Below are 15736 nucleotides of genomic sequence, written 5' to 3' on the forward strand. Positions count from 1 at the left end.
TTTATTAAACGGTGTCTATAGCGACGGTGATCCACCTCTTCCCATCCCGAACAGAGAAGTTAAGCCCGTTAGCGCCGATGGTACTGCCGAGAGGTGGGAGAGTAGGTCGATGCCAGATTTAGAGAAGAGCGATTCTGAAAAGAGTCGCTCTTTTTTTATGGTGTAAATAGTATTTTAGCTCTCCCTCTGTTTATAGAGGGAGTACCCCGGAGGGGGGAGGGAGTTCTTTAATTTTAGATTTAATGATTAACGAAGCGTCGCTTATATGACGAGAGGTATTTAATCAAAATCTCTCGATTTAAAATCAACAAACTCCTCCGGCACTTCGTGCCACCTCCTCTATAAACAGAGGATGAGGTGGAATACTATCTTGCTTCGGAAGATATTTCTCTATTTTCAATTGTTTTACCTGATTTCGGGTAGTTCTATGCCTTTTATTTTTCGATATAGGTTTAAGGCATAGGAGTCTGTCATACCGGAAACGTAATCCGTTACGGTTTGTATTTTCGTGTATATGGAGTCGTCTTTATGTACTTTGTATTGTTCCGGCATAACGGAAAGGATATTGCGGGCATAATAAGTTTCCGGTTTTAGAACGGCATCAATGTATTCTTTTAGTATGGTCGCGAGTATTTTGAAACCGGCAATCTGTATTTGGGTGACGATGTTCGTGTGATAAATCCGAGAATATGCCACTTCCGTACAAGCTTCGTAAGCTATTTTGTTAGTACCACTAAGATGGCTTATTAAGCTGCCCTTGAATGTACCGTTCATGATTGCCTCGTAGTTCTGGCAAAAGATGTCGGCACAGGCGTTGATTAATTTATTGATGATCCCGGCTCGTAAGAAGGCGATATATTCATTCTTGTCCGTTACAATTTTGAAGGTACGCGCAATGGTTTTCAAGTCTTCTTTGTCTGCTTCTTTATCGTAGAAATTGAGTAGAATTTTTGTTGTCTCTTCATACGATAGGATTTTCAGTTTGTGGGAATCTTCGATATCCATGATTTGATAACAAATATCATCCGCGGCTTCCACGAGATAGACTAATGGATGGCGGACGTATTGCAGCGGTTTTTCGCTTAATTGGATAATTCCGAGTTCTTCGGCTACTTCTTTGTAAATTTCCTTTTCACTTTGGAAGAAACCGTATTTATGTCCCTTGAGGGAGGCTTTGGATTCAAAAGGATATTTAACGATGGAAGCGAGGGTGGTGAAAGTCATGGTATATCCCCCCGGGCGTCTTCCGTTGAAACTGTGAGTCAATAGACGGAATGCGTTTGCATTTCCTTCAAAGTGACTGATGTCAGCCCATTCTTCGTCAGTCAATAGTTTTTTGAGGTATTGTCCTTCGCCTTCGATGAAAAAATAAGATATGGCTTCTTCGCCCGAATGTCCGAAAGGTGGATTTCCTAAATCGTGGGCGAGACATGCCGTACTCACGATTGTTCCGATTTCTTCCAATATTTCCGGGTGTTCCAGAATTTCTTTGGTTTTGACAAATTGAGCTATCTTATTACCTAGTGAACGTCCCACGCTGGCAACTTCAAGACTATGAGTCAAACGGTTGTGCACGAATATATTTCCCGGGAGGGGAAATACTTGTGTCTTGTTTTGTAAACGACGAAAGGGGGATGAGAATATCAAACGATCGTAATCTCTTTGAAATTGTGAACGATCGTGTGAATGAAACATCGTGATAGTGTTTCCCGGTTGATAGCGTCTTGACGATAATAATTTATTCCAATCCATCATAGTGGTTGCCAGTTTATTTGTGTCACACAAATGTAGTAATAAAAAAAAGAGGAAGCAACCGGCTTCCTCTTTATTGTTCTTATTTTGAAATGAAGTGGTAGTGACTACCAAATCTTTCGAATGCTGCTTTGTCAAGCGACTCTCTGTGATCCGGGTGAGCGATGTTTATAAGTGCTTTCGCTCTGTCTTGGAGTGTTTTGCCGTAAAGGTCCGCAATACCGAATTCCGTTACGATGTAGTGTACGTCGAAACGAGTGGTAACGACTCCGGCTCCATTCAACAGTGTCGGGCAGATTTTGCTAACACCTTTGTTGGTTACGGCGGGAAGGGCAATGATGGGTTTACCACCTTCGCTGGCTGCCGCACCGCGGATGAAATCCAACTGGCCGCCGCTACCGCTGTAGAATTTGGTTCCGAGTGAATCGGCATTTACTTGTCCGGTGATGTCAACGGAAAGTGCAGAGTTAATAGCCGTCATTTTCGGTTGTTGAGCAATGATGAACGGATCATTCGTGTAGCCCACGTCCATCATGGCAACTCCCGGGTTGTCATCAATAAAGTCGTACACTCGTTTTGATCCCATGAGGAAGGTAGAAACGATTTTACCTTTATCGAATTTCTTGTTCATGTTGTTTACAACGCCTTTTTCGTATAACGGTAATACTCCGTCTGCGAACATCTCCGTGTGGATACCCAAGTTTTTGTGGTTTCCCAATTGTGAAAGTACTGCGTTCGGAATGGCACCGATACCCATTTGCAGGGTAGCCCCGTCCTCGATTAGGGTAGCCACGTTTTTACCGATAGCGATATCTTGCTCGGTTAAAACTGACGGGTGAGCCTCGATTAGCGGAGTGTTGTCTTCGCAGAAGATGTCAATGTCAGATAATCTGATGATGGCATCTCCCCATGCTCTGGGAACATTCGGGTTGATGACGCCAATAACCGTTTTCGCATTCTGTACGGCGGCTAACGTGGCGTCCACGGAGGTACCCATGGATACAAAGCCGTGTTTGTCGGGAGGACAAACTTGAATCATAACAACATCCACCGGGTGAATGCCGCTTCTGATTAATTTTTGAGTTTCGCTCAAGTGAACAGGTACATAATCAGCGTATCCTTCTTGGGTGGGTTTACGCACGTTACCGCCCACGAAATAAGACTCCAAACAGAATACACCCTCGAATTCTCCCTCCGCGTAAGGGGCGCTACCCTCGGTGTGCAGGTGTTGTATTCTCACGTTTTTTAATTCGCCGGCACGACCTCTTTTGCAAAGTGCTTGAATTAGACCTTGGGGGGCACAAGCCACGCTGTGAATGTGAATCCGATCGTTGGATTTTACTACTTTTACAGCCTCGTCAAATGACACTGTTTTTATTCCCTGATACATAGTAATTTATTTTATTCTATTCTTATGATTTAATAATAGCTTTCTCGTTTAAAAAACGTCGCAAGTTAGCAACACTCTTTTAATTAAACAATTTTTTCCGTAATTATTAGCTGCCAAATTCGGGCGTTGTGGAATCGTCACATTAGCCACCCCAGAATGGCTTTTCCGGTGAAAAGGTAGATGTTCAGTCCGATAATATCATTTGTCAGTGTGATAAACGGTCCGGTTGCCAGCGCGGGGTCGATTTTCATTTTGTTGAGCAATAGAGGAAATGCGGTTCCGAATATGGATGCGAACATGATCACGATGAATAAGGATATGGTTACCGTGATTGGCATCGCGTAGGAGTTCAAGTTGAAAAAGAGGGATAATATGAAGATGATCGAGGAGCAGATACAGGCGTTGATAGTGGCACACGATATTTCTTTCGTGATACTTTGAAAGATATTTTTCGTGTTGAATGAATTGGAGGCAAGTCCCTTTACCACGATAGCCGAGGATTGTATACCCACGTTTCCGCCCATGGCGGTAATGACGGGAATAAACATTGCCGTGGCAGGAAATAGGGCGATATCCGCCTCGTAGAAAGAGATCATGTATGCCGCTAACATTCCCCCGAATAGCCCGATAATTAACCACGGAAGACGGGCTTTGGTTTGATCCCAAACCGTGTCGGAAGATTCCACGTCCTGACTGATACCGGACATCATCTGGTAATCTTTTTCGGCTTCCTCGCGGATGACGTCTACCACGTCGTCAATCGTGATACGTCCTACTAATCGTCCGATGGAGTCGACAACGGGAATGGCGACCAAGTCGTATTTCTGCATGATGCGTCCCACGGATTCGGCGGATTCGTCTGTCGTCACGTAAGTGACGTCCGGGTTATAGATATTTTTTATTTTCGTGGAGGTGGGGGTCAGGATCATTTTCTTTAAAGATAATCTTCCCTTGAGGATGTTGTCATCATCCACCACGTATATGTAGAATATTTCGTCCAGATTTTCGGCTTGCCGACTGAGTTCGCGCAGGCAGGTAAGGACGGTCCAGTTTTCGTTGACTTTGACAAGCTCTTTTCCCATAAGTCCGCCGGCAGAGTCCTCGTCATAATGCAACAAGTCCACGATGTCGCCGGCTTGTTCAAGGTCTTCCATGTGGGAAAGTACTTCTTGTTGCTGCTCGTTGGGCATACTACCGACAAGGTCGGCTGCATCATCCGAGTCCATGTTGTCAACGAAACGTTTCGCGATTACCTCGGGAGGGAACGAATCAATGAAGCGTTGCCGTTCGTCTTCCTCGATCTCGGCGAGTACGTCTCCGGCTTTCTCTTCATCTAACAGTAGAAACAGGTATTGGGCTTCTTCGGTGTCCAGTTCCTCTATAATTTCTGCAATATCTGCCGGGTGTAACGGTTCTACCAGTTTGGCGACGTCTTCCTTGTTATTGGCTTGAATGAGTTTCTCCAAATGGGAAACAAATTCTTCAGAGAGTTCAAACTGTTGCATATTCTACTGTATTTAGAAGTTTAAAAACCTATTTTTCAGAGGCTTTTAAATTATTAAACGTTTCAATTTCTTTGCATAGAACAATAAAGTCATCCACGCTAAGCTGTTCCGGACGCAAAGATAATCTTTCTGACGTGAAATCGGGTGAAATTATCGGTTTTAACGAGTTGCGTAAGGTTTTGCGGCGTTGGTTAAACCCAGTTTTCACGACATTGAAAAATAGCTTCTCGTCACAATCCAGTTTTTCCCTTTTATTGCGAATCAGTCGAATAACGGCCGATTTTACTTTTGGAGGCGGGTCGAACACTTGTTCCCCCACGGTGAACAGGTATTCAATGTCGTAGAATGTTTGCAGGAATACGCTGAGTATGCCGTATGTTTTGTTGCCGTGGGGGGCACTGATACGTTCCGCCACTTCTTTTTGGATCATGCATACCACTTGGGGGATAAGTTCCCGGTTCTCGAGAATTTTGAAAAAGATTTGAGAAGATATGTTATAAGGCAAATTCCCGATCACGGAAAACGGTTCTTGGTAGAAAGTCCGAATATCCGATTTCAGAAAGTCGCCGTATATGATATGCTGTTTGTGTTCGGGCAATTCCTCGTGTAGATAGTCGATGGATTCCCGGTCGATGTCGATTGCCAGCACGGTGAAGTCGGCATCGGCGAACAGGTGGCGAGTGAGTACCCCCATACCCGGACCTATTTCCAGTACCCCTTTGGTTACGGGTAATAAACTTTCCGTGATTTTACGGGCTATATTCTGGTCTTTCAGAAAATGTTGTCCCAGATGTTTTTTTGCACGAACAATACTCATAGAATGAAATCAGGGTGTTATGGGTTAAACTTCCAATTATTTATTTACTTTTGCATCCAGCTTACAAAATAAAGGTTTTATTTTGAGTTGTGAAAATTATTGGAATGTCAATCTTGACTAAATTTTTTGAATGAAGCCGTTTTATAAACAGATTATAAAATTTTTTGCATTCTTGTGCGTGACGGTCGTTTTATTTTGGCTTGTGTACCGGGATCAGGATCCTGCCGAGTTGATGAAGGCGTTGCGGGAAGATGTGAATTACACGTGGATTTGGGTTGCTATCGGGTTGGGAATGCTTAGTCATATAAGTCGTTCTTTGCGTTGGCAGATGCTTACAAAATCAATGGGGTATAAAATATCGTTCATGAATAGTTTCATGGGGGTGATGATCGGTTACTTTGCCAATCTGGCGATACCGCGTATGGGAGAACTTACCCGGTGCGGGGTGGTGAGTAAATACGAGAATGTGCCTTTTTCAAAATTGCTGGGAACGGTGGTGACCGAGCGGGTTTTCGATATGATCATGTTGTTGTTGCTCACGTTGATTGTCGTGGTGACTCAGTTTAAACAGGTCGGCATATTCCTCGATAATAATGAGGATATTAAAGAAAAGTTATACGGGATGTTTTCTTCTCCCGTGACATGGGGAATATTGGTGCTGTTGGTGCTGGGGTTGATCGGGTTTATCTGGTTTTTGAGAAAAGGCTCTTTCTTTACCCGGTTGCATCATTTTATGACGGGATTGAAAGAAGGTTTGCTGACCGTGAAAGATGTCGAGCATAAATGGTTGTTTATAGGATATACGATTTTCATTTGGTTGATGTATTACTTGATGTTGTATGTTTGTTTCTTCTGTTTCAAATTTACATCCGGGTTAGGTCCCTTGGTGGGATTGACTGTTTTCGTGCTTTCGAGTTACGGGATGGTTGCCCCGGTGCAGGGAGGCGTGGGAGCATGGCATTTCATGGTGATTGCCGCCTTGATGATTTATTTGCCGCACACGGAGGGAATCGAGAGTATGACGAAGACTTTCGCTTTGCTGACGCATGGCACGATGACGCTTTTATACATCGTAGTCGGGGTGATTTGTTTGCTGGTATTACCGATATATAATAGAAATAATAGGAATGATTGAGAAGTATTTTACCGGACTGAACGAGATACAGATAAAACAGTTTAACCGGTTGGAAGGACTCTACCGGGAGTGGAACGAGAAAATCAACGTGGTTTCGAGGAAGGATATTGATGCGCTGGAGATTCATCACGTGTTGCACTCTTTGGCTATCGCGAAAGTGATTTCATTCAAGCCCGGAACGCGGGTGCTGGATGTCGGTACCGGAGGAGGCTTCCCGGGCATTCCTTTGGCTATTTTATTTCCGGAGGTTCATTTCCATTTGGTGGATTCTATCGGGAAAAAGATAAAAGTGGTCAACGAGGTTGCCGTTGCATTAGGATTAAAGAATGTGACGGCAGAGCAGGTGCGGGTGGAGAGTATGAGCGAGAAGTTTGATTTTATTGTCAGTCGTGCGGTGACAGCTTTCCCGGCGTTCGTGGCGTTGACGAGAAAACGTCTTTTGAAGGAGAGTTTCAATGATCTCCCTAACGGGATTATTTATTTGAAAGGGGGAGATTTCGAGGAAGAAATACAGGATTTTAGGGAGCGGATTACCGTGTATAATATCCCGGATTTTTTTGAAGAAGAATTTTTTGAGACCAAGAAGGTTATTTATATGAAATATATGAAATAATTTTTTTTACTAACAATTTGTGAGTAAGAAGAATTCTTTATAAATTTGTCGCAGTTTACATTTCCACTTGGTTCATGCCGAGTGATTTTTACTTACTGAAAAAGAAATAATCCAAATATAACGATACTCTATGTATGATATTTTAGAACTGAATGAAAAGTTACTTTCAGAATTGCGCCAAATAGCAAAGGAACTGAATGTTAAAAGGATTGAATCCTATAAAAAGAAAGAATTAATATACAAAATTCTGGACCAGCAGGCTATGGTGGCTACAGAGGAAACGGCTCCGGTGGAAGCGAAAGAGAAAAAACCTCGTGTGCGTGTCATAAGAGGTGGTGCCGAAAAAGTGGGAGATTCTAAAGGCGGGCTACCTAAATTCAACAAGAATAAGGATAACAAAAAGGTAGAAGACAAGCAGGAGCAACCTCCAAAAGAAGAGGAAAAGAAGCAACCCGAAAAGAAGGAACGCGTGAAGGTGAAGGAAGAGGCTCAGCCGATTAATGTCGTACATAGTGATATTCTGGATCAGGATTTGGTTTTGAGTCGCACGGAGAGCGGGATTGTGGTTGAGAAGAAAGCCGAGGTACAGCCGGAAAAAGCAGCCGAGGTGAAAAGTGAGGAAGTTGTCGAAGCGAAACGTGAGCCGGTTGTTCAAAAACAAGAGCGTAAGTTCTTCGAGAAACGGATAAATAAGAAACAAGATAATAAGGACGCCGCTGTACAGGGGGAAGAGAAAAAAGAAGAAAGTACAGGGGAGAAACCGAAAGAAGAGCAAGGGGAAAGAGTACGTCCTAAATTTATTAAACGCAAACGCGTTGAACGTGACGAGGATGCCATTCGTCAAGATGAAGACGAGGCGAACTTTGAGGAGTCGGAGGGGAAAGAATTTATGCCTGCCAGAGATGAATACGGCAATGAAGGCTATGACAATGCTTCCCCGGAAAATGAAGATAGAAGAGAAAGTACAAGTAACAAAATGCGTTTTGACAAGCGCGATAAATATTACGAGTTCGAGGGGATTATCTTAAATTCCGGGGTGTTGGAAATCATGCCCGACGGGTACGGTTTTTTGAGATCGTCTGATTATAATTACTTGAATTCACCGGATGATATTTACGTGTCTCAGAGCCAAATCAAGTTGTTCGGTTTGGCAACGGGTGACACGGTCGAGGGTACGGTACGTCCCCCGAAAGAAGGAGAGAAGTATTTTCCTTTGATTAAAGTTTCCAAGATTAACGGCAGGACTCCGGATGCCGTTCGTGACCGGATTCCTTTTGATCACTTGACACCGCTTTTCCCGAACGAGAAGTTCAACTTGACCGGAAGCGGACGTGCAACTATCTCTACCCGCGTGGTGGATATGTTTGCCCCGATCGGTAAAGGTCAGCGCGGATTGATCGTGGCTCAGCCCAAGACGGGTAAGACGATGTTGTTGAAAGAAATTGCCAACGCTATTTCAGCTAACCACCCGGAAGTGTATCTGATTATCCTTTTGATTGACGAACGCCCGGAGGAGGTTACCGATATGGCTCGCAGCGTGAAGGCAGAGGTGATTGCTTCTACTTTCGACGAGCCGGCGGAACGTCACGTGAAAGTGGCTAATATCGTGTTGGAGAAAGCGAAGAGAATGGTAGAGTGCGGACATGACGTGGTAATCCTTTTGGATTCTATCACTCGTCTGGCGCGTGCTTATAATACAGTATCTCCCGCGTCCGGTAAGGTTCTTTCCGGTGGTGTGGATGCCAACGCCCTGCACAAGCCGAAACGTTTCTTCGGTGCCGCGCGTAATATCGAAAACGGTGGTTCTTTGACGATTCTGGCAACGGCTTTGACGGATACCGGTTCGAAGATGGATGACGTGATTTTCGAGGAATTCAAGGGAACGGGAAACATGGAGTTGCAGTTGGATCGCAAGTTATCCAACCGTCGTATATACCCGGCTGTAGACCTCACGGCTTCCAGTACGCGTCGTGATGATCTGTTGTTGGAAGACTACACGTTGAACCGGATCTGGATATTGCGTAACTATCTGACTGATATGAATTCAGTGGAAGCTATGCAGTTCGTGAAAGATCGTTTGGAGAAAACTCGGTCGAACGAAGAGTTCCTGATTTCCATGAATGACAAATAATAGGATTCAGGGAAATTCTATAGTATATAACATAGAAAAGCGGGTTAAGGATTACTTAACCCGCTTTTTGTATGTTTTGCAACATGTGGATTACAAAATCCGGCTTTTTTTATTACCTTTGCGTTGCAAAAGAATAGAAAAATGGAGAGCTTACGTAACACGCATAAGATTCTGATGAAAGAAAGAACGTCGGCAATTCGGCGCGGATTGTTGGATACGATAGATAATCGTGCCCGATTGATTGCGATAAAGGGAAGCCGGGGCGTGGGTAAGACTAATTTCCTGTTGGATTTTTGCAAAGAGCATTACAAGGATGATCCCTCTTGCCTGTACGTGAATATCAATAATTTATTCTTCGCGATGGAGGGATTGTACAATTTCGCGGAACGTTTTTACAAACTCGGGGGGAAGGTATTGTTGTTGGATCAGATACACAAGTACCCGAACTGGGATAAAGAGTTACGCGAGGCTTACGACCGTTTCCCGGAATTGCAGATTGTATTCACCGTTTCTTCCATATTAAGAGTAAAGTCAAATAAATACCTTCAAGGCATTGTGGAGATGTACAACTTGAGCGGGTTGTCTTTCCGGGAGTTTTTGGAATTGGAAACGGGACACAAGTTCCCGGTCTATTCTTTCGAGGAAATCGTGGAACGCCACGAGGAGATCGTGGACGATATCTTGGAAAAGGTTCGTCCGTTAGCTTTTTTTAATAACTATTTGAAATATGGTTATTATCCCATATATTTGGAGGAGAAATCACATATTGATTATTTACTGAAGAATATCAATTTAACATTGGAGTTTGATATCCCGTACAATAATCAGATCGAGTTGAAGTATTTGACGAAGCTGAAACAATTGCTTTATATCGTGGCGAACGGTAACAGTAATATAAATATCAGCAAGTTGAGTGCCCGGATCGGAGTTTCCCGTGCAACGGTGTTGAACTACCTGCATTACATGAAGAACGCACGGTTGTTGACGTTGTTGTTTGACAAGGAAAGTGATGATGAGAACGGGTTGAAACCGAATCAGGTGTTTCTGCATAATCCGAATCTGCTGAACGCGGTTTGTCTGGATAATACGGATGCGCTGATGATTCGGAAGACTTTTTTAGCGAGTCAGTTGTGTGCCGTGGCGAGATTACATTATTCCGGAAACGAGGATTTGCTCGTGAACCGGAAATATGAGGTTTCCGTGCGGCAGTCGGACGATAAAGGGCGGGTCCGGGATTCAGTGATTCTGATGACCGATATGATCGAAAAGGGTGAGAAAAATATTATACCCTTGTGGCTTGCCGGTTTCGTGTATTGAGAGAAAATGAAGAATAAATAGAGTGATCAACTATTGTTAGTTAATGTTTAAAAAAATGGCAAAAGAAAAGAAATTTATCACATGCGATGGTAACGCGGCCGCTGCTCATGTAGCTTACATGTTCAGCGAAGTATCGTGTATCTATCCTATTACTCCGTCGTCCCCGATGGCAGAGTATGTTGACGAGTGGGCAGCGAAAGGTCGGAAGAACCTGTTCGGTGAAACTGTTCGTGTAGTTGAAATGCAATCGGAAGCCGGTGCGGCAGGAGCTGTTCACGGTTCATTGCAAGCTGGTGCTTTGACCACGACTTACACGGCATCACAAGGTTTGTTGTTGATGATCCCGAACATGTACAAGATCGCGGGTGAGTTACTTCCTTGCGTTTTCCACGTTAGTGCTCGTGCTTTGGCCGCTCATGCACTTTCTATTTTCGGCGACCACGCAGACGTTTACGCTGCTCGTCAAACCGGATTCGCTATGTTGGCATCCGGCTCTGTACAAGAGGTAATGGATCTTTCTGCCGTGTCTCATTTGACCGCTATCAAATCGAGAGTTCCTTTCGTGAACTTCTTTGACGGATTCCGTACTTCTCACGAGATTCAAAAGATCGAGGAGATTGATATGGAAGAAATCCGCGGTCTTGTGGATATGGAAGCTTTACAAGCATTCCGTGACCGTGCTCAAAACTCGGAACATCCTGAAACAAAGGGTACGGCTCAAAACCCGGATGTATATTTCCAAGGACGTGAAGCTGCTAATAAATTCTATGATGCAGTACCGGATGTAGTGGCTCATTATATGGATGAAATGTCCAAGATTACAGGACGCACTTATCGCCCGTTTGTGTACTATGGTGCAAAGGATGCCGAGAACATCATCATTGCCATGGGTTCGGTAACCGAAACGATTCGTGAGGTGATCGACTACAAGGTGGCGCAAGGAGAGAAAGTGGGTATGGTTGCCGTTCACTTGTATCGTCCGTTCTCTGCTAAATATTTCATGGAAGCGATACCCGCTTCTGTAAAACGTATCGCTGTGCTCGACCGCACGAAAGAGCCGGGAGCTAACGGCGACCCGTTGTATCTTGACGTGAAAGAGGTGTTCTACGGTAAGGAGAATGCCCCGGTGATCGTTGGCGGTCGTTACGGTTTAGGTTCCAAGGATGTAACCCCGGGACAAATTATCGGTGTTTACAAGAACTTGGCGATGAACGAGCCGAAGAATAATTTCACCATGGGTATCGTGGACGATGTTACTTTCCACTCTTTGCCTGTTGAGCCGGAAGTGAAAGTGAACTCCGATGCCATGTACGAGGCTAAATTCTACGGTTTGGGTTCTGATGGTACGGTAGGTGCCAACAAGAACTCTATCAAGATTATTGGTGGTGCTACCAATAAATATTGTCAGGCTTATTTCGCTTACGACTCCAAGAAGTCAGGTGGTTTCACCGCTTCTCACTTGCGTTTCGGTGACGAGCCTATCCGTTCCACGTATTTGATTACCACGCCGGACTTCGTGGCTTGCCATGTGCCTGCGTATATTCATATGTATGATGTGTTGAAAGGATTGAAGAAAGGCGGTTCTTTCTTGTTGAACTCTCTTTGGGATGAGAACGAGGTTGCCAATCACTTGCCGAATCACATGAAACGTTATTTGGCAGAAAACGAAATCAATTTCTATATCATCAACGGAACAAAAATTGGTCAGGCGTTAGGTTTGGGTAACCGTACCAACACGATTATGCAGTCTGCCTTCTTCAAGATCACGAACGTGATTCCTTATGATTTGGCTGTCAACGAGATGAAGAAAGCTATCGACAAGTCATACGGCAAAAAAGGAGAGGCTATCGTGAAGATGAACTATGCTGCTGTTGATGCCGGAGGTATTGATACCAACGTGGTGAAAGTGAACGTGCCCGCTGAATGGAAAAACTTGAAAGATGAAAATTGCGCTCCCGATGCCAACCGTCCGGAATTTATCCGCAACGTGGTTGACGTGATGAACGCTCAAAAGGGTGATGACCTTCCCGTGAGTGCTTTCGTGGGACGTGAAGACGGTTCATTCCCTGCCGGAACTTCCAAATTCGAGAAACGCGGTATCGCTATCAACGTGCCGGAATGGCAAGTAAACAATTGTATTCAGTGTAATCAATGTGCTTACGTTTGTCCTCACGCTGCTATCCGTCCGTTCTTGTTGACTGATGCAGAGTTGGCTGCCGCTCCTGCCGGAACGGAAACGAAGCCCGCTATCGGTAAAGAACTTGCCGGTTACAAATTCAAGATTCAAGTATCCCCGTTAGACTGTACGGGTTGCGGTAACTGTGCCGATGTTTGTCCCGCGAAGGAGAAAGCGCTTATCATGAAGCCGCTTGAATCTCAAGAAGCCGAGATTGCTCGTTTCAAGTACATGGACGAGAAGGTTGGTTACAAACAAGTTGTTGAGCCTAACAACGTGAAGAATTCTCAATTCCAACAACCGTTATTCGAGTTCTCCGGGGCTTGTGCAGGTTGTGGTGAAACTCCTTATATCAAGTTAATCACTCAATTATTCGGAGAACGGATGATGGTGGCTAACGCTACGGGATGTACTTCTATCTATGGTGGTTCTGCCCCGTCAACCCCGTATTGCAAAAACTACGTTTCCGGACGCGGTGTGGCTTGGGCTAACTCCCTGTTCGAGGATAACGCGGAATACGGATTTGGTATGGCTGAAGGTGCTAATCGCCTGCGCGACCGTGCCAAGAGATTGTTGGAAGAGAATTTGTCAACCTTCTCCGCTGACACGCAAGCCGCTATCAACGAGTGGATTGCTGCTTACGAGGATGGTGACAAGACTTTGGCTACCAGCGACAAGATGTCTGCCGCTCTGGCAAAAGAAACTTCCGCTGCCGCTAAAGAGATCATGACGTTGAAACCTTACTTCCCGAAGAAATCTCAATGGATATTCGGTGGTGACGGTTGGGCTTATGATATCGGTTACGGTGGTTTGGACCACGTGTTGGCAAGCGGTCACAACGTTAATGTGTTGGTTGTCGATACGGAAGTTTATTCTAACACCGGAGGTCAATCATCCAAGTCAACCCCCGTGGGTGCTGTGGCTAAATTTGCTGCCAGCGGTAAACGCGTACGCAAGAAAGACTTGGGTGCTATGGCTATGTCTTATGGCTATGTTTACGTGGCACAAGTTGCCATGGGTGCAAATCAGGCTCAATACCTGAAAGCGTTGAAAGAAGCTGAAGCGTATGACGGACCGTCTTTGATTATCGCTTATGCGCCGTGTATCAATCACGGTCTGAAAGCAAGCATGGGTAAATCCCAAGCTGAGGAGAAGAAGGCTGTAGAATGCGGGTACTGGCAGTTGTACCGTTACAACCCGATGTTGGAGGAAGAGGGTAAGAACCCGTTCCAATTGGATTCCAAGGAACCGGATTACTCTAAATTCCGCGACTTCCTGATGGGTGAAGTTCGTTTCAACTCGTTGGCTAAAGCTGCACCGGAAGAAGCAGAGGCACTGTTCGCTAAAACACAACAGGATGCCAAGTGGAAACTGGATGGCTACAAGCGTCGTGCCGAGATGAAATACGGCGAATAATATTCACAATTATTATAGCGAAAACGAGGTTACTTTCGAGTGACCTCGTTTTTATTATATGCGAACGGAGAATTTAATCAAAAAAAGTGAACATTAAAAAGTATAAATATCTTTTCCTGCTTGATTGGCTTTGCGGGGGAGTGCTAGGATATGTGTTTGCTTTGGTCTGTCCATAACAGATTGCTTGTGTCGTACCCGCGGTATGTGGCATTGGCGAGTAATGTTTCTTTTATCTCGTCGGGTAAACTGGGTGTTCGGCTGAGTATCCACAAATATTTGTCGGAACTGCTGCCGATGAGCGCGTATTTGTATCCTGCTTTATCCAGTTCGAGGATGTAATAATCGGCGTAGAACCAGAGGAAGAATGCGACTTTTAGTTTGCCCGGTTGTGTGGTATCGGGCATTTTGGCTCGTCCGACGGCACGTTTGAAATGGTCGTTGCCGTTTTTACCCGTTTGGTACCCGGCATTTTCTACCCGCACTTTTCCGTCGGGGAGTAGCGTGTAGGTTGCCGTCACGTTGGAAAGCCCTCGTTCAAATAGGTGATCAAAGCGGGCGATCTCGTACCAGCGTCCCATGTAACGGGACAAGTCGAGTTGGCCGATCGTGGCGTGGTCTGTTTGTCGCAGGAATTGCTCTATCGTGGCATCGGTGAAGCGGAACCCGAATTCAGTTAAGCGGGTGGGTTTCACGTCTTGCCCCGTGGTGAGAAATGCGGCTCCCTCGCCATACAGCGTGCGGAAGCAGAAGCGGGGAATGGTCACAGTACCCCAAGCGTGGCAGGCTTTTGCCACGGCACGGGTGAAGGCATGTTGCGTGAGTCTTCCCGGTGACACGAGATTGACAACGCCTTCTATCGATTTATTCCCGATAATGAATTGCATCGCCCGGCACAAATCATGGATACTGATCCACGGGAAAGGTTGTGTCCCCGGTGCGATGACTGCGGCGAGTTTCATTTTCAAGGGGAGTAACATCTGCCGCATGGCTCCCCCGTCCGGTGAAAGGACGATGCCGAAACGGGTAATGACCAACCTTGTTGCCGGGGGACAATGCCGGGCTTCCTGTTCCCACGCCTCGCAAAGTTCCGGCAGGAAACCGTTTCCCCGTCTGCCCGTGTATTCGTCGTGTGTTCCCTCTGTCGGGTAATATCCTACGGCGGATGCCGAGATCATCAATTCGGGTTTACGGGGAGCGGCGTTTAAGGCTCTCGTGATACTCCGTGTCACCCAGATACGGCTATCCTGTAATTCTTGCTTGTACGAGGCGCTCCAACGTTTATTGACGGGAGCTCCCGCCAAGTTGATAATTACATCACAGCGTGAAAGTGTTTGTACCAGTTGTTCGAACTTTTTTTCTTGAAAGAATGACCTGTCCAAGGGGACAATCTCGTACCCCGCTTCTGATAGTGAGTTCGTGAGGTGTGTGCCAATAAAACCGCTGGCTCCGCTGATCGCTATATTCATATCCCGTGAATTGTTGTT

The 15736-nt window shown here is 45.3% G+C and carries 10 protein-coding genes and 1 rRNA gene; 6 read left to right on the forward strand and 5 right to left on the reverse strand.

Going from position 1 to position 15736, the window contains the following annotated elements:
- Positions 1–7: 7 nt before the first annotated feature.
- Positions 8–118, forward strand: a 5S ribosomal RNA gene (gene rrf / locus CS948_RS01805).
- A 287-nt stretch (positions 119–405) separates the two neighbouring features.
- On the opposite strand, the gene CS948_RS01810 is transcribed toward rrf, so the two are convergent.
- The 4 genes from CS948_RS01810 to rsmA all read right to left on the reverse strand — a co-directional run bounded on the left by CS948_RS01810 (position 406) and on the right by rsmA (position 5464).
- Positions 406–1755: a deoxyguanosinetriphosphate triphosphohydrolase gene (locus CS948_RS01810; protein WP_099290054.1), complete on the reverse strand. Its 1350-nt coding sequence runs from the start codon at positions 1753–1755 to the stop codon at positions 406–408.
- Between the two features lie 79 nt (positions 1756–1834).
- Positions 1835–3142 carry an acetyl-CoA hydrolase/transferase family protein gene (locus tag CS948_RS01815; RefSeq protein WP_099290055.1) on the reverse strand — a complete coding sequence of 436 codons (1308 nt, stop codon included), beginning with the start codon at positions 3140–3142 and terminating at the stop codon, positions 1835–1837.
- 137 nt (positions 3143–3279) lie between these two features.
- The gene (gene mgtE, locus CS948_RS01820; RefSeq protein ID WP_099290056.1) at positions 3280–4647 is read right to left on the reverse strand and encodes a magnesium transporter; all 1368 of its coding nucleotides are present in this window, start codon (positions 4645–4647) and stop codon (positions 3280–3282) included.
- 28 nt (positions 4648–4675) lie between these two features.
- Positions 4676–5464: a 16S rRNA (adenine(1518)-N(6)/adenine(1519)-N(6))-dimethyltransferase RsmA gene (gene rsmA / locus CS948_RS01825; protein ID WP_099290057.1), complete on the reverse strand. Its 789-nt coding sequence runs from the start codon at positions 5462–5464 to the stop codon at positions 4676–4678.
- Between the two features lie 130 nt (positions 5465–5594).
- Between rsmA and CS948_RS01830 the strand changes: the two genes are divergently transcribed.
- From CS948_RS01830 to nifJ, 5 genes are all read left to right on the forward strand, one after another.
- Positions 5595–6599: a lysylphosphatidylglycerol synthase transmembrane domain-containing protein gene (locus CS948_RS01830; protein WP_099290058.1), complete on the forward strand. Its 1005-nt coding sequence runs from the start codon at positions 5595–5597 to the stop codon at positions 6597–6599.
- The gene (gene rsmG / locus CS948_RS01835) at positions 6586–7212 is read left to right on the forward strand and encodes a 16S rRNA (guanine(527)-N(7))-methyltransferase RsmG (protein WP_099290059.1); all 627 of its coding nucleotides are present in this window, start codon (positions 6586–6588) and stop codon (positions 7210–7212) included. The genes CS948_RS01830 and rsmG overlap by 14 nt, the downstream gene beginning before the upstream one ends.
- A 130-nt stretch (positions 7213–7342) precedes the next feature.
- Positions 7343–9343, forward strand: coding sequence for a transcription termination factor Rho (gene rho, locus CS948_RS01840; RefSeq protein ID WP_099290060.1), 2001 nt, complete (start codon positions 7343–7345; stop codon positions 9341–9343).
- Positions 9344–9484: 141 nt separating this feature from the next.
- Positions 9485–10660 carry an AAA family ATPase gene (locus CS948_RS01845; protein ID WP_099290061.1) on the forward strand — a complete coding sequence of 392 codons (1176 nt, stop codon included), beginning with the start codon at positions 9485–9487 and terminating at the stop codon, positions 10658–10660.
- Between the two features lie 55 nt (positions 10661–10715).
- A complete protein-coding gene (nifJ, locus tag CS948_RS01850) occupies positions 10716–14252 on the forward strand; it encodes a pyruvate:ferredoxin (flavodoxin) oxidoreductase (protein ID WP_099290385.1) in 3537 nt (1178 codons plus the stop codon).
- 143 nt (positions 14253–14395) lie between these two features.
- Here nifJ and CS948_RS01855 read toward each other — a convergent pair whose 3' ends face one another.
- The gene (locus tag CS948_RS01855; protein ID WP_099290062.1) at positions 14396–15718 is read right to left on the reverse strand and encodes a TIGR01777 family oxidoreductase; all 1323 of its coding nucleotides are present in this window, start codon (positions 15716–15718) and stop codon (positions 14396–14398) included.
- Between the last annotated feature and the right edge of the window lie 18 nt (positions 15719–15736).

Source organism: Butyricimonas sp. Marseille-P3923 (assembly GCF_900184685.1).
Lineage (GTDB): Bacteria > Bacteroidota > Bacteroidia > Bacteroidales > Marinifilaceae > Butyricimonas > Butyricimonas muris.